The following is a 21821-nucleotide window of genomic DNA, read 5'->3' as shown; positions in this document are numbered from 1 at the left end:
GTCTCGCGTAAATACTCATAACATCGCAAAACCAATGAGCATGTTTATGAGTCACGTTTTAGCTTCAGTTCCAACCCAGATTGCTAGTCAGCAATCTGCGATTGTCTCTAAGGAAAAGCCCGCTATAACCTTTATCGCGGCAAAACATGGACATAATGCCCGCCGCCGTATTGAAGCGTTTATAGCGAGTGGTTTTAAAGCTCGCTACAACGCACGAGTGACTTCCTTTATGCCTATGCTGTTTGCTCTTGAAGCTAAGGGAGTTAAAGCCGCCGCAGGCGCAAGATTTGCCGCCTATGATGGGCAGTATAATTCTCTTTTTATAGAGCAATACCTTAACACTTCGGTAGAAACTGCCCTCACCTTACAAGGGATAACCGTAAACAGAGCACATATTGCTGAAGTTGGTAACCTTTTTAGCAGTGCATCGCGCTATACCCTCCCCTTGTTATTTGCCCTGTTCTTCGTTTTAAAACGATGTGGTAGCAAATATCTGGTTTTCAGTGCGACCTCACAGCTTACCTCTTTACTCATGGGCGCAGGTATTCAACTCCTCCCCCTTGTTAAAGCCGAGGTATCAAAACTTAAAGGGAATAGCGATGATTGGGGCACCTATTATGACACCGCTCCTCAGGTTACTGCCCTGTCACTACATCACGTAACCCAACACATAATTGGCTGCCCTGAACTTAATGCTCATTACCAACGTGCAATTGAGCTTATTTCCGCAAATGTGGATGCGTTAACGCAAAATATCTGCACAAAAAAGGAAACAGCGTATGTTGCTTAATCAGTATATAAACGGGCATGACGATGACGTTGCGCTTAAATGCAAAGACGGTTCAATGACTTACCGCGCCCTTTTGAGCGCCGTCGAGAACCTCGCAAGCTGGATAACAAACCACAATGCCGAGAGGGTCGGCATTGCCTTTGACAATAGCTTTGCATGGGTGATTGCTGATTTAGCCTGCCAACAGGCTAACGTTTGCTGCGTCCCCGTTCCGCTATTTTTTAGCGCTTCCCAACAAGAACATGTATTAAATGAGAGCCAGTGTCACTTTTTATTGACCAATCGCGGTGGTGAACTAAGTGAATGGAGTGAGTCACCGACTATTATTGATAGCAAAAATGGCATTGTCGCTCATTCACTCAAACATGACTCTCGTGTATACACACCTGTAGGTACTAACAAAATAACCTTTACTTCTGGCTCTACGGGCACACCGAAAGGCGTGTGTCTGTCATCTGAATCGCAATGGAAAGTTGCCCATTCTATTGAGCGTGCTGTTCAACCAGAAATAGTGAACCATCTGTGTTTACTGCCATTGTCTACCCTGCTTGAAAATATTGCAGGTGTTTACGCCCCTCTGCACCACGGCGGCACGGTTTATTTAGCCACGGCATCTGAGCGAGGATTTCAAGGCAGCAAACTCGTCAATCCAAACGCACTGCTGTCACTGATAGACCGCGTTCAACCTTCGTCTGTGATCTTGGTTCCCGACTTGCTAATGGTGCTAGTACAGGCATGTAATCAGGGCTGGACACCACCTTCATCACTAATGTTCATTGCTGTTGGCGGTGCACATGTAGCGCCCACTTTGCTGGCGCAAGCTCAAGCGAAGGGACTACCAGTATTTGAAGGTTATGGCTTATCTGAAGCGGTATCAGTATCAACATTGAACACGCCCAATTGCAATACGATGGGCAGTGCCGGAAAAACGCTTGGTCATAATCAACTGCACATCGAAGAGGGTGAAATTGTAGTTACAGGCAACCACTTTCTGGGCTATCTGAATCAACCTTCCTCATTTTATCCGACCCAGGTCAGAACCGGCGATTTAGGCTTTTTTTCTGACAACACACTTACGCTGAATGGGCGTATAAAAAACATAATGGTGAACAGCTTTGGCAGAAATGTATCGCCAGAGTGGATTGAATCTTTATTGCTGGGAACAGGACTGTTTAGGCAGGCTCTGGTGTATTGCGAAGCTAAACCCTACTGTGTCGCGCTCCTCGTACCCGCTTCCAATACTATTTCTTATACACAGATTCAAAGCACCGTGGCGCTTATCAATAAGCAGTTACCTGACTATGCGCAAGTTGTTAATTTCGCCACCATCGGTCTTTGTACGCCAGAAAACCAACTGCTTACCCCAACGGGAAAACTGAAGCGTGACGCAATAATTGCCCGCTACGCGACTGACTTAGACATGCTCTACCAGGGCCAAGACCAACACCAATACAGCGTTCAAAGTACAACACCATTTTCTTTTCAATTTGTTATCAAGGAATAATTTATGAATTTCTATCAGCAACTTCAAAGCAACACCGAACATGCCAGACAGTCATTCTTACAGGCGCCGATTATACAACGCTGCTTTAACGGTGATTTTAACCTGAACGACTATATTGCCTTTCTTCAACAGGCTTATCATCACGTTAAGTTTACTGTTCCCCTGCTTATGGCTACAGGTGCCAAACTCAACGAAGATAAGGAATGGCTAAGAGAAGCAATTGGTGAATACATTGAAGAAGAAATGGGTCACCAAGAGTGGATCCTTAACGACCTTGCAGCCTGTGGCGTTGATAAAGAACAGGCGAGGAAAAGTCAGCCCGCACCCGCCACCGAATTAATGGTTGCCTATGCTTTTGATGCAATAGCACGCAAAAGCCCACTGTATTTCTTCGGCATGGTATTCGTTTTAGAGGGCACAAGTATCGCGCTTGCCGACGCCGCTGCAAAACAAATCAAAGACAAGTTATCTCTGCCTAAATCAGCGTTTAAATACCTTACCTCTCACGGTGCGCTAGACCAAGAGCACATTGTTTTCTTTGAAGGGCTTATGAACAAAATTACTGACCCTAAAGAGCAGCAAATGATCATTCACAGCGCGAACATGTTTTATCGCTTATACGGAGATATCTTTCGCGAATTAACACCTGAACACGGCTTGGAACAGGTTGCTTAAATTCAAGGGTGTACCTCTGGTGCTTATCTCCTGAGGTAAACGGCTAACACGTTAAGGTAAATACAATGAATATTGAGTGGCGTAATCAAGTGGTGCTTCTTACAGGTGCTACTGGCGGTATTGGTAAAGCAATAGCCAAGGCGCTTGATGAAAAAGGCGCGCACATTATCCTAACTGGCAGAAGTAAGGCGAAGCTCGAACAGCTGCAACAAAATTTAACCCTTCATCATACCGCCGTTATGGCTGACATTACGTCAGATGAAGGTAGAGATAGAGTAGTAAGTGCCTGCCAACGAATTCCTTTAAGTATTCTGGTTAACAATGCCGGTATTACCTATGTTGGCGAGTTTGAGGGCACCCCTATCGAGTCGATTGTGTCGACAAATATGCTGGCACCCATGCTACTAACCCAACGCCTGCTGCCGTTACTAGAACGTAGACCGTCTGCGCACATTGTGAATGTAGGCTCTGCTTTTGGAGGTATCGGTTTTGCTGCGCACGGAGCCTACTGCGCTACTAAATTCGCGTTGAAAGGCTGGACGGAAGCCATGCACAGAGAATTCAGCGATAGCAAAATCAAATTTCACTATCTAGCGCCACGCGCAACGCGTACCGATATAAATGACGATCGCGCTAATGCGCTAAATGAGGCATTGGGAAACCAGACAGACGAGCCTGATGCAGTAGCGCAAGCATTCATTAAACAGTTAGAAAACAATTTGCCAAGGGTCGCGCTCGGACGTGCTGAACGCTTTTTTGCCAAGCTTAACGCGCTAGTTCCCAGTGTTGTTGACAATGCGTTGGCAAAGAAACTTCCAACAATTAAACGCTATGCCTTTCAAAAAACGCAATCACAAGACAAACCGACCAGCGCTCAAAACGATACCCGCCTGGGTAACAAGCTGGTTTAACACAAGGACATTATTATGAAGAAATTAACCATGCTTAGCACCACGGTAATTCTGGGACTCGGTCTGGCATTAAGTCACACTGCTATGGCTCAAGCTAACGAAGTCACAGAAAGTACAGCGCCGACATCAGCCTTAAGCGAAACAGCAACCAGCCCTTTAAAGAAACTTCAGCATCAATGGGCACATATTAACTATGAACTTGATGATGCAGAAAAGGAAAAAGCATTCGTCGCCCTTATTAATACCGCTAAATCTTTCGTAAAGGCAGAACCCAACAACCCTGAGCTATTGATTTGGCAAGGCATAATTCAATCCAGTACAGCTGGTGCCAAGGGCGGCCTTGGTGCTTTGGACTACGCAAAGGATGCTCGTAAGAGTTTTGAACAAGCAATGCGATTGGACGAAAACGCACTCTCTGGCTCTGCAATGACCAGTCTAGGCGTGCTGTACCATAAGCTTCCGGGCTGGCCTATTAGTTTCGGTAGCGACAAAAAAGCTGAAAAATTGCTAAAGCATGCGCTTGAAATAAACCCTGACGGAATAGATCCTAACTATTTCTACGCGGAGTATTTATTCGATAACGGTAAATATGACGAAGCCCTTAAATTCGCCAAAAAGGCACAGGTCGCTCCAAGTCGTGCAGATCGCCCTATTGCAGACTTAGGTCGCAAAAAAGAAATCGCTTTATTGGAAGCAAAAATAGCGAGAAAAAGTTAGTCACCCCAAAGGTATACAGGGAAAGGCAATGCTCTTATTGCCTTTCTATTTTCAACAAGTATTAGATTTTCGCTGCAAATACCGTTAGATTAGCCGCCGATTCAACGATAATTTATGAAATTACTAACAATTTCGTCAAGTTATCTCGTTTATTCCTAACTACCTCTATCTTATAAAGGCGACTTTTCATGCAGAAAAAGAATTTCTTCTTTCCTTTTCTATTCATCCTTAATACTACGTTGTCGATATCTACGGTTCATGCAACCACCCCTGATTTACTACCGTTACAACACGCGTGGGCAAAAACGAACTATGAGCTTGAAGGTGAAGCCCAATTAGAGGCATTTTCTGCACTGATTGCGCAGGCGAAAGTGTTAGTCGAGCAATCAGAAAATAGCGCTGAAGCACTGACCTGGCTAGCTATCTCTCAATCAAGTACTGCAAGTGCCAAAGGCGGTTTAGGTGCCCTGGACTTTGCTGAAAGTGCGAAGGAAAATTTGGAACGCGCCATTGATAAAGAAGAAACGGTGCTAGACGGCACGGCATTAACCGTTTTAGCTGCCCTTTATCACAAAGTACCAGGCTGGCCTGTTAGCTTTGGAAGCGATAAGAAGGCAAAACAATTATTTAAGCGTGCATTGGAAATTAACCCAGAAGGTATGGATCAAAACTTCTTTTATGCTGAGTACCTTTTCGATGAAGGTGAATACAAAGAAGCGCAAGCCTTTTTAACTCGCGCTCAAAACGCGCCTGAAAAAGCCAACCGCCCTCTAGCCGATAAAAAACGCAGAGAAGAGATTGCTATACTTCAGGAAAAATTAGATAAAAAAGCATAGTATCATTTGCTTTATGCGGGGCTATCGCGCGTCGCTAATGAGTTCGAAATAAGCAATATCCCCGCTTTTTGCGTGTAGAAAGGTGAATTTAACGCCTTTCTACATAAAATGCGCATACATAGGTGGCACTTATCCTCATGTATAAATTGTAAACAGTTCTCATTCGGTATCAGCACTCCTATTATAAAAGAAAAAAGGAGTGGCCCAATGCCTAAAATCCCACGTTCTTCAGACAACGACTATACCCATGACATGAGCCGAACACGCCGCGAATTTATTGCGCGCGAAACCGGCACTCAGCTAAATCACTTAGGACACTATTCTATACCGCCCGAAACATTGTCGGGAAACATAGAAAATTTCGCAGGCGTTGCACAGGTTCCTATCGGCTTTGCAGGCCCGATGCTAGTGAACGGCGAACACGCCAAAGGCGAGTTCTACGTTCCAATGGCCACAACAGAGGGTACGCTAACAGCTAGCTACAGCAGGGGCATGCGTCTAACAAGAGAAGCAGGCGGTATAACGACCACCGTTATTGACGATGCTATGCAGCGAGCGCCCATGTTTGCGTTTTCCGATGCACGTGAAGCACTCGCATTTGGCAGGTGGGTCGAGCAAAACTTTGAAGCCATTAAACAAGCCTGTGATAGTACCACCAGCGTGGGCAAGCTCAAGGATATTGAGCAGTATGCTGCCTCTAAGCTTCGTTGGCTTAGGTTCAACTTCACCTGCGGTGATGCAGCTGGGCAAAACATGGTAAGTAAAGCCACGAAGGCAGGCTGCGATTGGATACAGGCAAACTATTCGGGCCCTATTGAACACTTTGTACTGGCAGCAAACCTTGATACCGATAAAAAGCACTCACACTTAAACTCGCTGCATACCCGCGGAAAGCGCGTTGTAGCAGAAATCACCCTGCCAAAACAACTTATGACGGAGATTATGCATTGCCCGCCAGAGGCTTTGTTTAAACAGCGCCAATATTCAAATATGGGCGCATTGATGGCAGGCAGCGTTAACAATGGTGCGCATTTCGCTAACGGGATTACCGCCATGTTCATCGCTTGCGGGCAAGATGTCGCTAATGTGGCTGAGTCGTCGGCGGGGTTTACCTACGCTGAAATTATGCCAAATGGTGACTATTACTTCTCTGTTACTATTCCATCGCTCATCGTTGCTACCTATGGAGGTGGAACGGGTCTGGCTACACAAAACGAATGTTTGAGTGTACTTGGCTGCACAGAAAGAGGCAGCGTTAACAAGTTTGCGGAAATTGTTGCGGCAACCGTGCTATGTGGCGATCTGTCTCTGGGCTCTGCTGTGGTAGCAGATGAATGGGTGAGCAGTCACGAGCGACTTGGTAGAAACCGTTAAAGGCGCTCAACAGTCAATCTATTAGACAGCAGGAATATTGGGGCGCGTGACCACAAAGTATGCGCCTACTCCCATAAATACACCTATGCCTATGTAAGCTGGAATAGGCATTGATGCGAACAGGCAAACCAAAATAAAGCTCACCAACATGCTGCAACAGGCTATGCATTTCACCTTTTTCGATATTGCTCCATGCTTGCGCCATGCAATAAGACTGGGGCCATATATAGGGTGTTGAAGTAACCAGTTTTCAAGGCGTGGTGAGGATTTCGTAAAACAAAAAAGCGCGCCTATCAAAAATACCGTGGTTGGCATTACTGGTAAAAACGCGCCTACAATGCCAAGTAGCGTTAAAAACAGCCCAAGTATTAAATACACTACTTTTTTCATAAAATGGTTACGCCCGATTCAGTCCAACTCCTTGGTCAGTGTTCTCAATTAACACCGGCTAAGCACCATTCCAACGTGCTAGTTATATAAACAGATTATAGACAAAATGGATCTTGATGCCCTTGTTGTAAATCAACCCTACTCATTAACCATATGTCAAAATGGTAAAGTTTCCATCTACATTGGTCTAATTTTTTTGCGTTTACCAGTAGTGTATTGATACAAACGTAGCCCAATACCTTTGAGACAAATTAGTCGTGGACTAATTGGAGACAGTGTTTTTAGAGCACTGCTAGAGCAATTTACTTAGCACTAGACGACTGCTTAACCTGCTGCCACAGCGCTTCCATCTCATCAAGCGTCAATGCGTCGAGCTTGTCGCCCTGTTCAGCCGCTAAGCGCTCTACGCCTTTAAAACGGTTAGCAAACTTGTTACTGGCGTTTCTAAGTGCGGCATCCGCATCTACCGTGCAATGCCTTGCCAAATTAACCATGGCAAAAAGTGCATCGCCAATTTCTTCTTCAATAGCTTGTTGGTTGTCGGGCACGCCGCTGTTTAAAGGTGCAACACCAGTCTTCAGTGCCCCTCGTGCTCGCTGTTTGAAATCAAGCTCTTGCTGAATCTCTTCCACTTCTTCACGCACTTTATCTATGACAGGTGCGGCATCAGGCCAATCAAAGCCTACCTTTGCACAAGCTTTCTGCAGCTTTTGCGCGTACATAAGTGCTGGCATACCTTTAGGCACATTATCTAGAATACTGTTTTCTATTGCTTCGTTGTCTTGCTTTAAACGCTGCTTTTTAAGCTGCTTTTCCTGGGCTTTAATAGCATCCCACTGCGCGTTTAAAGCACTGTCACTCAATAGGGTACGTTCGACCATGACGTTTTCATTTGTGTCACCAACGCCCTCAGGAGCATGCGAATTAGCAAACACATGAGGGTGCCGGCGCACAAGCTTATCGCTAATGCTTTGCGCCACATCGTCAAAAGAAAATGCCTTCGATTCACTAGCGATTTGTGCGTAGAACACCACTTGAAACAGCAAATCACCTAACTCGTCTTTGATGTCGTGCATATCACCATTGGCAATAGCATCGGCCACTTCGTAGGCTTCTTCTATGATGTAGCGAGTTAGGCTTTCCATGGTTTGTTTTACATCCCACGGGCACCCAGATTGCGGGTCGCGCAGCTGCGCCATAATGTCTAGCAGCCGCTGCATTTCGCTAAGCTTAGTTTTGTTTGCGTTTTGCATCGGTCACGCCTTTAAGCTGTCGCAATCGGGTTAACACTTTAGACACCGTATCGAGGTCCTGAACCTCTATAGAAATAGTGATAAGCGCCGTCTGTCTATTTTTGTCACTTAGGCTGTTCACGCCTAAAAGCGGTACGTTTTCATTCGCCAATACCGTAGTAATGTCGCGCAACAGGCCAGTTCTATCGTGACAAAATATATCAATACCCGTCTCAAAACCTACTTTAAGCTCTTGTGACCAATTCACTTCTATCTGACGCTCAGGGTGCTGTGACAACAAGTGTTGCAGCTGGTCGCAGCTTTCTTTATGAACGCTTACACCACGGCCTTGTGTGATATAGCCTAAAATCGCTTCGCCGGGAACCGGCTTACAGCAGTTCGCCAGCTGGCTCATTAAGTGACCCACGCCCTGCACCACCACTGCATCTTTTTTGCCCGTCCCGGCCGCAGTTTTGCGCGTTTTAACCTTAGGACTAATTTCGGGTTCTAGGGCTGGGGGCTCCTGCAAGTGATGAATAAAGTTAATCACCTGCATAACGCGTACATCACCGGCACCTACCGCAGTGTACAAGTCATCGAGGGTTTGTAAGTTAAACTTCTCAAATGCTTCATTAGGTACTTTGGCAGGCAAGTGGGCACGCTGAAGTTCACGTTCTAGCAGCTCTTTACCGGCAGCAAGGTTTTTGTCTCTGTCCTGCTTTTTAAAGAAGGAATGGATAGTTGCACGGGCCCGCGATGAATGCACGTAGCCAAGGCCTGGGTGCATCCAGTCGCGACTTGGATTTGGCTCTTTTCCGGTGAGTACTTCTATCTGATCGCCACTTTGCAGTAAATAAGTGAAAGGGACTATTCGCCCATTCACTTTTGCGCCAATACAGCGATGTCCCACATTACTGTGAATATAGTAAGCAAAATCAAGCGGCGTAGCGCCTTGGGGAAGGTCAATAACATCGCCTTTTGGTGTGAACACATACACCCTATCGTCAAACACCTGGCTGCGAAGTTCTTCAACTAAATCGCCAGATTCGGCCACTTCCTCTTGCCACGCTAATATGCGGCGAAGCCAGTTTATGCGTTCGTCATAGCCTGACTGCTTGCCCGTGCTACCCTCTTTATATTTCCAGTGAGCAGCCACACCCAGCTCTGCATCCTGATGCATTTTCTGCGTGCGAATTTGAATCTCTACCGACTTCCCTTCAGGCCCCACGATAACCGTGTGAATAGACTGGTAACCGTTAGGTTTAGGGGTTGCAATGTAGTCGTCGAATTCGTTCGGTAGGTGCTTATAGCTGGCGTGAACCGTACCAAGCGCGGCGTAACAGTCTTGAAGTCGCTCAGCAATAATACGCACCGCACGAATATCAAAAAGCTGCTCAAACGTAAGGCGCTTTTTCTGCATTTTTTTCCAGATGCTGAAAATGTGCTTTGGGCGACCATAAACTTCAGCGCGAATTTCTTCGCTATCAAGTAAGCCTTGCAAGTCGCCTACTATGGTCTCTATGTACTCGGCGCGCTCTCTGCGCTTGCCGTCTAACTGCTTGGCAATTTGTTTGTAGGTAACAGGGTGTAAGTAACGAAACGCGAGATCTTCAAGTTCCCACTTTAACTGCCCAATGCCCAAGCGGTTTGCCAAAGGCGCATAGATGCTGGCACACTCTCGGGCCACCATAACACGGGTTTCTTCATCGGCTTTCTTAACCTGTTGCAATGCACAAATACGTTCTGCCATTTTGATCACAACGGCACGCACGTCTTCCACCATCGCTAACAGCATGCGGCGAATACTGTCTATATGCTGTTCGTCTGACCTTTCGGCAAAGCCAGAGCCATTCACTTTACGGGCATGTAACGACTTGATGGCATCCATTCGGCGCACGCCAACGATTAGGTCGCGTATTTCTCCGCCAAACTCTTCATGTATATCTTCTTCACTTAAAGCGTGCTGTTCGCAATAAGGAAAAACAAGGGCAGCCTGAAGCGTTGCATCATCCATATTAAGCTGACACAAAATCTCAACCATTTCCTGCCCAACCAACAGTCGCTCAGGGATAGTTGACACTGCACTTAGCTTATCTTTTGTTTCTGCACTTAGCTCAAGACTGTCTAGCCAGGCTTCAAAGGGGGGCCGGTCTGCTTCGTGGACCTTTCTTGTTGATACCATATCCTTTACTCGTTACTGCTGCTTTCGCGTAAACAAGGCCATCATTTCCATGTGATGGGTGAAGGGGAACATTTCTGCTACGCCCGCTTTTTCCATTTCATAACCTCCGTCTATCAACACCTTCGCGTCTCTAGAAAACGTACTTGGGTTGCAAGAAACATACACTATCGTTTTTGGTAGTGCTTTTACAAGCGCATGACAAACGGTCAACGCCCCTTCTCTTGAAGGGTCGAGTAATACTTTATCAAAGCCTTGCTGTAATGAAGCCTCAACGTTGGTCTTATCGGCCAAATCTAAATGCAGCCACTCAACATTTTCAATGCCCTGTTGCTGTGCATTGTCTTTGGCGCGGCGCACCATCTCTGCCACGCCTTCTACCGCCTGCACCTTTGCACCTAACTTAGCAATAGGTAAAGTAAAATTGCCCAGCCCGCTAAACCAATCAGCGATACGCTCGTTGGGCTTTGGGTTTAGCCATCCTATTGCCTGATTAACCATTTTTTCGTTAACCACTTTATTTATTTGAATAAAGTCGTTAGCACTTGGGGAAATTGAGCAGCCATTTACCGTGTTCATAACCATATCAGTACCACGACCCACACTGCGAATTTGCCCCTGCTTATTTTCAAGCTTTAATTCGATAACATCGCCATTTATCGATGAACTGTTGTTCACTAATTCGCTCACTGCATCAATAAGCTCAGCCTCGAGGGCTTTGGTGTGTTTAATAACAAGGTGCGAGATGTTGTCGCCCGCAATAAGGCTAATATGTCCAATATGGCGTGCTGACTCAAACCCCGTAAGCGCATCACGTAAAGGGCCGATAAGTGCAGATAGCGGGTCGACCAATATTGGGCAGGTTTCTACATTGATAACGTTGTTACTATTTGCTTCGCGAAAGCCCAACTTTATGTGGTTTGGGTTGCGGGCATCTATAGCCAACCTTGCTTTTCTGCGATATTGAGGGCGCGGCCCCACTAGAGGTGCTTGCCAAACGTGTGGCTTCATTGCAAGGTGACGTTCCATCATCACTTTAAGAGCACGGTCACGTTGCTCAAGCGCAGCTTCGGGCTTTATGTGCTGTAGCTGACACCCACCACATACATCAAACACAGGGCAAAAAGGCGCTTGTCTTTCATCACTTGGCGAAAGAATGTTTGTCGCCCTAGCGTTAATGACTTTCTTTTTGCTAGATAGCACCTCTATGTCGCAGGTTTCTCCTACAAGGGCACCTTCAACAAATACCATCGGATTGCCGCGCACTACGCCATTGCCCATCCAGTCTAAATCTTCAATGGTGACCGTGTTAGGCTTTTGAGTTTCACTGGTATCCGCTGCATTTTTGCTTTTCCCAAATCGAAGTCCAGCGACCTGTGCGTTGGCTCTAGCATTCCCTTTTTTTGAAGTTGCACGTTCAGTAAGCGACGTTTTGCCTTTTTGCTTGCTGCGAGATTGTTTAAAAAGGTTTGCCAAGTGTGACTCCGATTACTTGCTTTACATGGTTTGATGTGAGTAGAGGTTTTTTCGTGTGCTCACCACATAGAAGTCGCCTACGTGGGTCTAAGGCAGTTGATCTATTCAGACTCTAGTATAACGGTTGCAACAGCATAATGCTGCTCATCTGAAATACTGACCACGCTTCGCGTGATACCTCGGCTTTTGCACATTGCAGCAAACTCGCCAGAAAAATAAAGCTCTGGCGCACCTAAATCGTTATTGCGCACTTCTATATGCTGCCAGCTGATCCCGTTTCCAATTCCAGTGCCAAGGGCTTTTACCGCCGCTTCCTTGGCGGCAAAACGCTTGGCCAAGAAGCGAACTGGCGTACCGTGCTCGTTAAACTGCTGCCACTCGGCAGGTGTAAGTACCCGCTTGGCTAAACGCGCATTAGCACCGTCACCTTTACCAAGTCGCGCTATCTCTACAATGTCAGTACCTAGCCCCGCAATCGCCACGTTATCTACACCCTATTGAATCTGACGTTAAATGCCCGCTCGCGCTTCAAGCATAAGCTTGCGCATATCAGCCACGGCCGTATGAAGGCCGTCAAACGCTGCGCGAGCGATAATAGCATGCCCAATATTAAGCTCGATTAGCTGAGGAATGGCCGCAATGGGTTTAACATTGTGATAGTGCAAGCCATGACCTGCATTCACTTTAAGTCCTAAGCTATCTGCGTATTCAATACCTTCAACTAAGCGAGCTAGCTCTTTGTTCTGTTCTTCTTCGCTGGTGGCTTCTGCGTATTGTCCGGTGTGAATTTCGATGTAAGGAGCGTTACATGCTGCGGCCGCGTCAATTTGCGCTTTGTCTGCATCAATAAATAGCGACACCAAAATGTTCGCATTAGCAAGTCGCTCACACGCCGCTTTGATGTTGTCAAAATTCCCTGCCACATCAAGACCACCTTCGGTAGTTAGCTCTTCGCGCTTTTCTGGTACTAAGCAGCAAAAGACAGGCTTTACTTCTTCGGCAATAGCCAACATTTCTTCGGTTACTGCCATTTCTAGATTGAGACGAGTATTAATAGTTTGCGCCAAGATACGCACGTCGCGATCTTTAATATGGCGACGATCTTCACGTAGATGAACGGTTATGCCATCGGCGCCCGCTCGTTCGGCAATAACGGCAGCATGAACAGGATCCGGATAGTGCGTTCCCCTCGCGTTACGCAGGGTAGCGATGTGATCAATGTTAACGCCTAATAATATTGTGCTCATAGTAACCCTCAGAGTATTAAATCGACTGCCAGTATCTAATCTTGGCGCAATTGTAGCAAAGTTTATGGCCGAAAAGCGTGGTACTGCCTTGGGTTAAAGTAAAATAATTTACGCCGCTTATTTTTGCGTAAATAGTTCTCGGCTTTTAAGCGGTTTATCACCGATGAGCGGCTTTAAAAGTTCCCTACACAGCACCTTCGCTACTTTTTTACTCAAGGGCGTAAACGCCCCCTCAGACAAAGCCAAAAGCGCCTCTCCGGGGATCCCTTTTATGACGGTATAATCTCGGGGTAACTTGATAAACCCCGCATCAGGTTGAAAATTGTAGCGTTCATTGGCCACTATGGGTAATTCATACTCTACGTCAAACGTGAAATCAGGGAGCAACCCCATTTCGTCAAGCAGGGCAAATTCGAACTGTCGAAGGGTCGCTTCAACGTCACTAACATCGCGCAATGCTGTCAATGCATCGGTGTAGGCATAAAATACACCATCACTGGCAAGTTCTGCTGGCATAACTCGATTAGTAAGCTCATTTAAGTACATCGCACAAAAAAGCGCGTTACCAGTAAGCGAAACTGATGGCCTTACACTTTCAACATGGCGAAGGTTCTTCAAGTCTGATTTGCCGCTAAGCTGCAAGCGCAATTGTTGGAATGGCTGTAATAGACTTTTTTTGTCTGACTTACTGTTTTTTACCCCTTTGGCTACGGCGCTAACCTTACCTTCTTCCAGTGTAAAAAAGTCAACAATATAACTGGTTTCCCGGTAAGGGCGTCGGTGCAATACGTAAGCATTAAGCCATTCAGTGTTCATATTTCAGGTCTTTTAGCTGCGCTTTATGCGCACTACCTTCATCGTTTCAAACGCGACGCCCGCCACCTCTTCCATATGACGATAGTACGTCACGTTAACGCGTGCACCTTTCAAACTTTGATATTGTTGCTTTCTACGGTAGATAAAAGGAACATCAATGTTCTCTAGCATTAACGTATGACGGATCCAGTCGCCGTCCTTTTCCTCTCTTTGAACGTGAGAAACTACCTTCACATTGTCGGTTTGATTCAATTGCTTGTGTTTTTCAACGAGTTTTTGTCGTTCACTTTTCACTGTTGTTACTACCGCGCTTCTAACTGTTCAACGATAAGCTGTACATTCTCTTGACCTCTAAATACGTTGATATCAAGTCGGTATGCTATGTGAATATGCGTTATCGAAGCGTTTGGCCATTGTGCTAAGTCCACATTAAATGCAATAGCGTCAACTTCACTACCGTCATTTGTTTTTAACACCATTTTAAGATGCTTTTGCCCAACAAGTCGCTGATCAACCAACGAAAATTCACCGTCGAACATTGGAGATTCAAAACCTTGTCCAAAAGGACCTGCTTGTCGAAGCAAACGGGCAAAGGAGAGAGAAAGTTCACTGGCATTTAGATCGCCGTCGGACATCAATACGTGACTTCCCTCAAGTTTAGCCACATACGCACCGGCTATTTCAATAAATGCCTTTTCAAATGCCGGTAAGTTCGTCACAGCAAGGCTCAATCCCGCCGCCATGGCATGCCCACCGAATTTATCGATTATTCCCGGATAGCGCGTATTTACTTCGTCAAGTACATCTCGAATATGAACGCCAGGAATGGAGCGGGCCGACCCCTTAACTACCTCGTCATCTTGATGGGCAAACGCGATAACGGGTTTCAGATACTGTTCCTTCAATCTTCCTGCAACAATACCAATTACCCCTTGATGGAAATCCTCGCGATATACCACCAGTGCGCTAGGCATATCGCCTTCATTCAACGACATTTTTTCTAGCGCCTGCTCGGCTTGCGCTTTCATTCCAGCCTCTATTTCTCGGCGCTCTTTATTTAACGCATCAAGCTCACTGGCCATCATGCGCGCTTGAATTACATCGTCTTCCAATAGGCAGGCAATGCCCTGCGACATGTCATCCAGTCGACCTGCAGCATTGAGTCTAGGCCCCACGACAAACCCAAGATCTGTTGACGTTAAATATCCGCATTCGCGGTTCGCCACCTCAACTAATGCTTTTATGCCCGGCCTGCATTTACCTGCACGAATACGCTGTAAGCCTTGGTGAACCAAAATCCGATTATTTTTATCTAATGGCACCACATCCGCGACGGTTCCGACTGCCACGATATCAAGTAATGTGGCTAAATTTGGCGGCACAAGTCGGCGCTGTTCAAAATACCCTTCTTTTTGAAGTGCAGCCTTTAATGCCAACATGACGTAAAACGCAACGCCAACACCGGCGAGGTTTTTTGATGGAAAGGTACACGCAGGCTGATTAGGATTGACTATAGCGTCAGCGGGCGGCAGTGTGTCACCGGGTAAGTGGTGGTCGGTCACTATGACATCAAGTCCTTGCGCCTTCGCGTGTTTTACGCCGTCAATGCACGAAATACCGTTATCCACGGTTACAATAACGTCAGCGCCTTGTTGAACAGCCACATCAACGATGGGAACACTTAAACCATAGCCAAAATCGAAACGATTTGGTATCAGATAGTCGACGTTGGAAAATCCCATTTCGCGCAATGCCAAAATGCATACTGACGTACTGGTTGCACCATCAGCATCAAAATCTCCAACAATAATAATGCGTTTGTTGCGCTTGACCGCCTGCGCTAACAAGCTAACTGCTTCTGCCATTCCCTTTAGTTCATTAAAGTGCGTTAAGCCTTTCAGTCCATTCTCAAGCTCATTGAGTGACCGTACCTCACGCCCCCGATAAATTCTGTCAATAACGGGGTGTAAGTCTTCACTTAAACTTTCGCCGGTCACAACTCGGCGCACTACAGGTAAAATCATAGAAACTGCTATTAACTTTTTTCAAAAGAATTAGGGCGCATGTTATACCAGTCCGCATAGATAATCACCCACTCAGCGAGACTTAAAATGTTCGTAATTGCTGCGTGATATCGCAGGTGTATTCGTTCTACATCAAGGTGAAACAAAGAAGAATAAAGACATTTTAAATTTGCCCGTCTAGCCAGGCTAATTTTCTAAGCGGATTGGTTTGAGGGCGCCATAGACTAAAAAACAGTGCAACAAAAATTAAAAAACGCACAAAGTGAGAACACTTGTGCGCTTTTAACATTACTCTGTTTTGTGTAGGGCTATTAACCGGCTTCTTCTAACGCTTTCACAATTAGCGCTGCTGGCTGATATCCAGGAATAAGCGTACCATCAGGCAGTATAATATTCGGCGTGCCATTGACACCCAGTTTTTGCCCTAACATATACTGCTCCGCCACTTTGTTCGTGCAGCTTGCACTCGCTACGTTTTCGCCTGCTTTAGCCTCAGTAATCGCTTTTTGCGGATTTTCGGCACACCATACTGACACCATGTCATCGTAGTTTTGACTGTTTAAGCCTGCACGTGGAAATGCCAGATAATTAACGGTAATCCCTGCATCGTTAAGCTGACCAATCTCATTGTGCAGCTTTCGGCAATATCCGCAGGATATGTCGGTGAACACATTTATCACGTACTTTTCGTCTTTCGCTTTAAATGAGATAGACGCTTCTTCCATTGCACGCACGCTTTCCTGGCGCATAGAAGATAGTGCTATTTCGGTCTCATTTCGCATATTTTCGTCAATATTAAAAACACGAGCTTGTAGCAAGTATCCGCCGTCTTCGCTAACGTAGAATAAGCCTCTATTAGTAGAGACTTGCACAAGACCAGAGACAGGAGAGTCAGCAATAGCGTCAACTTCAAGGCCTAATGTACTGCTAAGCTTTTCTTTAATAGCAGCCTCATCCGCTGCATTGGTACTCAACGCTGCTAACGATGAAACAGCGAGTACGCCTGCAAGTACCACATTTTTCATAAATTTCACAAAACTACTCCAATCCCTAATGCGGGTTTTACTTTCACTTATTTCTTTGTTGAAAAGAAATTACTGCACAAATTAATAGACCGCTGCCACGTGGTATACCTTTCATTTTTCAATGAGATATTTTCATTACGCTTAGCTGTTAACTTGTTCATTAATTATCGGCTTATCGTAACACAGCGACTTAATTTTAAAATACAAATAACGGTGACTTATCGCAGCCTTTACTGCTTTCACCATTCTTTGAGCCTTGTGCATATTACCGTCATCCCCTTGGATGGTGACTATGAATAAGCGTTTGTAATCGTTCTGTGGCTACATGAGTGTATATCTGCGTTGTAGACAGGTCGCTGTGCCCTAATAGCATTTGTACAACGCGTAAGTCTGCACCGTGGTTTAACAAATGCGTAGCAAAAGCATGACGCAATGTGTGAGGTGACAGATGCTGTTCAATACCGGCTTTTACGGCATAGTATTTAATGCGGTGCCAAAATGTTTGCCGTGTCATCTTTTGCCCACGCCTACTCAAAAATACAAACTCTGACTGCTTTGATGAAAGCACTGGTCGAGCTGTTTTAATATAGGTAAGCAACCACTCAATGGCCTCTTCACCTAATGGCACAAGCCGTTCTTTATTGCCTTTTCCAACCACCCTTACCACACCTTGCTGCAGACTGATTTGATCCATCGTTAAACTGATCAATTCACTTACCCGAAGGCCCGTTGCATAAAGCACTTCAAGCATGCTTTTATCTCGACATTCGATGGGGTCTTCAGAATTCGGTGCTGCAAGAAGTTCTTCTACTTGTTTTTCGCTAAGCGATGTGGGCAACGCTTTAGGCGTTTTCGGATTAGACAGCGCTGATACAGGGCTATCCACCCTAACTTGCCGGTTAATGAGATAAACAAAGAAAGCGCGAATAGCGCTCAACGCACGCTGCGTGCTTCTTGTTGACAGGCCCTGCTCAAACCTAAAAGCCAAATAATCTTGTAACTGTTCAGTCGCTAGCACGCTAATATCTTTAATGCCTTGGTTATTGCAAAAAAGCGCTAGCTTAGTCAAATCTGTTCGGTAACTCTGCTGAGTGTGCTCCGACAACCCCTTTTCTAACCACAACATCTCAATGAAGCCATCAATATGTGACTGGCTTGCAGCGGGTACATAGGTGAGTTGTCGCGCTTGTTTAGCCACTAAAAACCACGCTTTTGTTTAATAAGTTCGTAAGCGGCCTGAATATCCTGTGATTTCTTTTTGGCAATTTCCATCGCCTGCTCAGGAAGACCTTTAGATATCAGTTTATCAGGGTGATGCTCTGACATTCGTTTACGGTATGCCCGCTTTATGGTTTTTTCATCGTCTTTTGCACTCACGCCAAGAATGCGGTAAGCATCGTCAACGCTTGCCTGCTCCGAATAAGAGGTTTGTTCGTTTCGGCTGCGCTGATGCTGACTATAATTTTGATAGCGCTGCCCATTTCGCTGTCGAAAACGCAATTCAGCTTCATAAGCAGAAATTAAGAACTCCAGATCTCTTCGTCTAAATCCTAGCGGTTTGGCCACTTTCTCCAAAACCCGGTACTCTTCTTGCGAGAGCTTGCCATCAGCAAATGCAGCTTGAATCAGTATCTCAAGAAATACTTGCAATATATCGCGTCTCCCATGAGTCGCGTCGTAGAAGCTTTTGAGGCTCTCTTCTAACGGAAAGTCTCTCGCCTTTCCTTCTCTAAACGCATTTTGCGCCTCAGTTCTTGCTTCACCAGATAATTGCATTTCATCCATTAATGCCGTCGCTACCTGGATTTCATGGTCAGTTACACTGCCATCAGACTTTGCCAAATGGCCCAGTGCACTAAACAAGCTATGAAAAAATATTGCTTGCTGTTTTAGGCTATTTTGATCGGTAAAAAAGCGCCCAAACCCGCCCAGCTGATTGAAGTCTTGACTGTAAGCCTTATCAAATAAGTGCCCAACGATGAGGCCCAAAACAGCCCCAAAAAACTTCAAAAACATAAAACCGAACAGAACGCCGAGAATTTTTCCCCACACTGACATTTATATTGTGCTCCGTAGATGCATAAACACGAGCTTTTAGCGATTGAACCTAACATCACTATATCAAATCCATTAGGTTTAAGAAGTATGCATTGACGTATTGAAATCAAGGTTCAACCGCTTTAAAACAGTCAAGTCGTCTATAAAATAGACGCATAGCGCATTTTTTTGTCTGAATGGTTGGTAAAAATGGATAAAGCGCTTAGAATTGACCGCTTGACGTAGATAGCTCTAACAATAAACAACAAAACAGGCCACCCATTAACGCATGAAAAAAACCTGCGCCATGCTTGTTTCCGCGACCCTTATGCCTACTGTCGCGTTTGCACAGGAAACGACGAAATCAGCTTTAAACACAGCTTCAAGTGCAGTGCCACTTGAGCTTTGCTCTGCCGAACCCATCGCATTTTCCTCGCAATCATTGATGCCAAAAGGTCACGTCAAAGTAGAAGCCAACAGAACGGAAATAGTAGAAAATAAGGTGGCCTTGTTCTCTGGCAATGTCGATATTACGTCAGACTCTGCCACTATCAGTGCATCTCAAGCTCAAGTTAACGGCAATGGCAAAGACCTCATAGCAAAGGGCGATGTGACTTACCAAGACGCCCAACTAAAAGTAGAAAGCGACTCCGTTTCACTGCGCTCTGAAGAAGAACGATTGGAAATGAAAAACACCCGTTATCAGCTGACGGGATTTGTTGGTCAAGGTGCAGCTCAAGATATTCTGCTTGATACAGATACAGGCATCGTTTTAAAAGATGTGAGCTTCACAACCTGTCCAGATGGAGAGGAAGATTGGTTGCTACGTGCAAGTGAAATAAGCCTTGAAAAGGGTACCGTGTGGGGGCAAGCCAAACACACCCGTTTCTATATTGCTGACGTGCCGGTTTTTTATCTGCCGTATTTTGCATTTCCTGTTAGTAATGAACGTCAAACCGGCCTTTTGTTTCCTGAGCTAACGAGTTCAAGCCGAACGGGAGTGGATTACACTCAGCCATTTTACTGGAACATCGCGCCAAACTACGACATGACAATATCGCCAAGAGTAATGACACGTCGAGGGGTTCAATTAAATACTGAATTTCGTTACTTAACAGATAACAGTCAAGGCAAAGCCTACGTAGAATATTTGCCAAGCGATTCGGATATTTCCGGAAACCCAGACCGTTACTTTTACCGGCTTGAACATCAGGGAGTCATCGCCGAGGATTGGTTACTCAATGTCGACTTTAATGGCCTAAGCGACAACAACTATCTGTTAGATTTGGGCTCTGATTATTACAGCCGCGCCGACACCCACTTGTATAGAAGTATTGGCTTAAGTTATTACTCTCAGAATTTGTCTGTCAACATGCAGATAAAAGACTTTGAAGTACTGGGCGACACAGCAGATAGCTATCGCGCGCTCCCAGAGTTAAAGATGCGATACACAACGTCTTTAGGTGACTATGTAGAGTTTGATCTTGAGTCTGAAATTGCGCATTTTGATAACAATTCAAGTACTGCACCCACGGCAACGCGCTATCACATAGCACCGACGGTATCATTACCTGTGCGCGCCGCCTGGGGAGAATTCGTTGCTGAAACAACGTTATTTCAAACTGTTTATCAACAAGATAATGTCGAAGGCACTAATTTAGACGAGAGTGTGGATAGAACGCTAGGTCAAGCAAGACTGTATGGTGCGCTTTATTTCGAAAGAGAAACCTCGTTTTTCAGTAACGATATGTCAATGACTCTTGAACCCAAAGTGCAGTATCTTTACACGTCGTACGAAGACCAGACCGCAATCGGATTCTACGATTCAACCCCTTTGTTAACAGACGTTGAAGGCCTGTTCAGAGGTCAAGAGTTCACAGGTTTAGACCGAATCAGCGACAATAACCAAATCACGTTGGGTGTAACAACGCGCACGCTTGATAAAAACAATCGGGAACAATTCGTTCTTAGCGTAGGTCAGATATTCTATCTTGAAGATAATAAAGTTATTGCAGCAACGAAAAATCAAGATCGTTCAGCGTTAGCGGCCGAGGTTGACTGGCGTTTGAACGACAGGTGGTTTTTACACACCGACGTTCAAGTTACAACTGAAACCGACAAAGTCGACTTAAGCAGCGTGGGTGTGGAATATCGAAAAGACGACTCCCGGTTTGTTCAACTAAATCATCGTTACGTTCGTGATTTAAGTGGTGAGACGATAGATCAAATTGGTTTGTCGGCAAGCTGGCCATTGTCTGAAAACTGGCATTGGGTTGGAAGAACTTACCGCGATCTTGAGCGAGACCGAAGCGTAGAGACCTATACAGGCATTCAATATGAATCTTGTTGTTGGGCTATAAGGCTAGTTGCTCAGCGCAGCCTAAATAATCGCTATAATGAGGGTGGATTACAGAATACTGACGACTTCGATTCTGGTATTTCACTGCAATTTATCTTTAAAGGTATTGGTTCGTCTGGCGCTAGAAGAAATATGCTGCAAGACGGAATGTTTGGCTATCGACAGCCTTACAGTTTAAATTAACCCGCAGTAACGTGCGCAATAGCGCAAGTAAGTGCATTTAACCAAA

20 protein-coding genes are annotated in these 21821 nt (G+C 45.6%); 8 read left to right on the top strand and 12 right to left on the bottom strand.

Going from position 1 to position 21821, the window contains the following annotated elements:
• Positions 1-46 precede the first annotated feature (46 nt).
• From BK026_RS18150 to BK026_RS18120, 7 genes are all read left to right on the top strand, one after another.
• Entirely contained in the window at positions 47-790 is a 744-nt protein-coding gene (locus BK026_RS18150) for a thermostable hemolysin (RefSeq protein ID WP_071817768.1), read from the top strand.
• Positions 780-2294, top strand: coding sequence for an AMP-binding protein (locus BK026_RS18145; RefSeq protein ID WP_071817170.1), 1515 nt, complete (start codon positions 780-782; stop codon positions 2292-2294). The genes BK026_RS18150 and BK026_RS18145 overlap by 11 nt, the downstream gene beginning before the upstream one ends.
• Before the next feature lie 3 nt (positions 2295-2297).
• The gene (locus BK026_RS18140) at positions 2298-2969 is read left to right on the top strand and encodes a TenA family transcriptional regulator (RefSeq protein WP_039219691.1); all 672 of its coding nucleotides are present in this window, start codon (positions 2298-2300) and stop codon (positions 2967-2969) included.
• 65 nt (positions 2970-3034) lie between these two features.
• Positions 3035-3880 (top strand): SDR family oxidoreductase, encoded by an 846-nt coding sequence (locus BK026_RS18135; RefSeq protein WP_071817168.1) that lies wholly within the window; start codon positions 3035-3037, stop codon positions 3878-3880.
• Positions 3881-3895: 15 nt separating this feature from the next.
• Complete coding sequence (locus BK026_RS18130; RefSeq protein WP_071817165.1) at positions 3896-4597, top strand: hypothetical protein; 702 nt, start codon at positions 3896-3898, stop codon at positions 4595-4597.
• A 188-nt stretch (positions 4598-4785) separates the two neighbouring features.
• Entirely contained in the window at positions 4786-5433 is a 648-nt protein-coding gene (locus tag BK026_RS18125; protein WP_071817164.1) for a hypothetical protein, read from the top strand.
• A gap of 207 nt (positions 5434-5640) precedes the next feature.
• Positions 5641-6807, top strand: coding sequence for a hydroxymethylglutaryl-CoA reductase (locus BK026_RS18120; protein ID WP_071817162.1), 1167 nt, complete (start codon positions 5641-5643; stop codon positions 6805-6807).
• A gap of 21 nt (positions 6808-6828) precedes the next feature.
• Here the strand turns inward: BK026_RS18120 and BK026_RS18115 are convergent, their stop codons facing one another.
• The 12 genes from BK026_RS18115 to djlA form a co-directional block, all read right to left on the bottom strand.
• Positions 6829-7197, bottom strand: coding sequence for a YbaN family protein (locus BK026_RS18115; RefSeq protein WP_071817160.1), 369 nt, complete (start codon positions 7195-7197; stop codon positions 6829-6831).
• A gap of 302 nt (positions 7198-7499) precedes the next feature.
• Positions 7500-8450, bottom strand: coding sequence for a nucleoside triphosphate pyrophosphohydrolase (mazG, locus tag BK026_RS18110; protein WP_071817158.1), 951 nt, complete (start codon positions 8448-8450; stop codon positions 7500-7502).
• Complete coding sequence (gene relA / locus BK026_RS18105; protein ID WP_071817156.1) at positions 8428-10611, bottom strand: GTP diphosphokinase; 2184 nt, start codon at positions 10609-10611, stop codon at positions 8428-8430. The genes mazG and relA overlap by 23 nt, the downstream gene beginning before the upstream one ends.
• Before the next feature lie 12 nt (positions 10612-10623).
• Positions 10624-12084, bottom strand: coding sequence for a 23S rRNA (uracil(1939)-C(5))-methyltransferase RlmD (rlmD, locus tag BK026_RS18100; protein ID WP_071817154.1), 1461 nt, complete (start codon positions 12082-12084; stop codon positions 10624-10626).
• Positions 12085-12185: 101 nt separating this feature from the next.
• Positions 12186-12566, bottom strand: coding sequence for a holo-ACP synthase (acpS, locus tag BK026_RS18095; protein WP_071817152.1), 381 nt, complete (start codon positions 12564-12566; stop codon positions 12186-12188).
• Positions 12567-12593: 27 nt separating this feature from the next.
• Positions 12594-13331: a pyridoxine 5'-phosphate synthase gene (pdxJ, locus tag BK026_RS18090; RefSeq protein ID WP_071817150.1), complete on the bottom strand. Its 738-nt coding sequence runs from the start codon at positions 13329-13331 to the stop codon at positions 12594-12596.
• 117 nt (positions 13332-13448) lie between these two features.
• Entirely contained in the window at positions 13449-14147 is a 699-nt protein-coding gene (recO, locus tag BK026_RS18085; RefSeq protein WP_071817149.1) for a DNA repair protein RecO, read from the bottom strand.
• Between the two features lie 12 nt (positions 14148-14159).
• Complete coding sequence (locus BK026_RS18080) at positions 14160-14441, bottom strand: hypothetical protein (RefSeq protein ID WP_071817147.1); 282 nt, start codon at positions 14439-14441, stop codon at positions 14160-14162.
• An 8-nt stretch (positions 14442-14449) separates the two neighbouring features.
• Positions 14450-16171, bottom strand: a complete 1722-nt coding sequence (recJ, locus tag BK026_RS18075) for a single-stranded-DNA-specific exonuclease RecJ (protein WP_071817145.1) — start codon at positions 16169-16171, stop codon at positions 14450-14452.
• A 311-nt stretch (positions 16172-16482) separates the two neighbouring features.
• Complete coding sequence (gene dsbC, locus BK026_RS18070; protein ID WP_083575122.1) at positions 16483-17196, bottom strand: bifunctional protein-disulfide isomerase/oxidoreductase DsbC; 714 nt, start codon at positions 17194-17196, stop codon at positions 16483-16485.
• 271 nt (positions 17197-17467) lie between these two features.
• Positions 17468-18394: a site-specific tyrosine recombinase XerD gene (xerD, locus tag BK026_RS18065; protein ID WP_071817141.1), complete on the bottom strand. Its 927-nt coding sequence runs from the start codon at positions 18392-18394 to the stop codon at positions 17468-17470.
• Positions 18394-19254, bottom strand: a complete 861-nt coding sequence (djlA, locus tag BK026_RS18060; RefSeq protein ID WP_083575121.1) for a co-chaperone DjlA — start codon at positions 19252-19254, stop codon at positions 18394-18396. Before djlA ends, xerD begins: the two co-directional genes overlap by 1 nt.
• A gap of 268 nt (positions 19255-19522) precedes the next feature.
• Between djlA and BK026_RS18055 the strand changes: the two genes are divergently transcribed.
• Positions 19523-21775 (top strand): LPS-assembly protein LptD, encoded by a 2253-nt coding sequence (locus tag BK026_RS18055; protein ID WP_071817139.1) that lies wholly within the window; start codon positions 19523-19525, stop codon positions 21773-21775.
• Positions 21776-21821: the final 46 nt, after the last annotated feature.

The sequence above is a fragment of the Alteromonas sp. V450 genome, from assembly GCF_001885075.1.
Lineage (GTDB): Bacteria > Pseudomonadota > Gammaproteobacteria > Enterobacterales > Alteromonadaceae > Alteromonas.
This window is presented reverse-complemented; position numbering and strand designations above follow the sequence as displayed.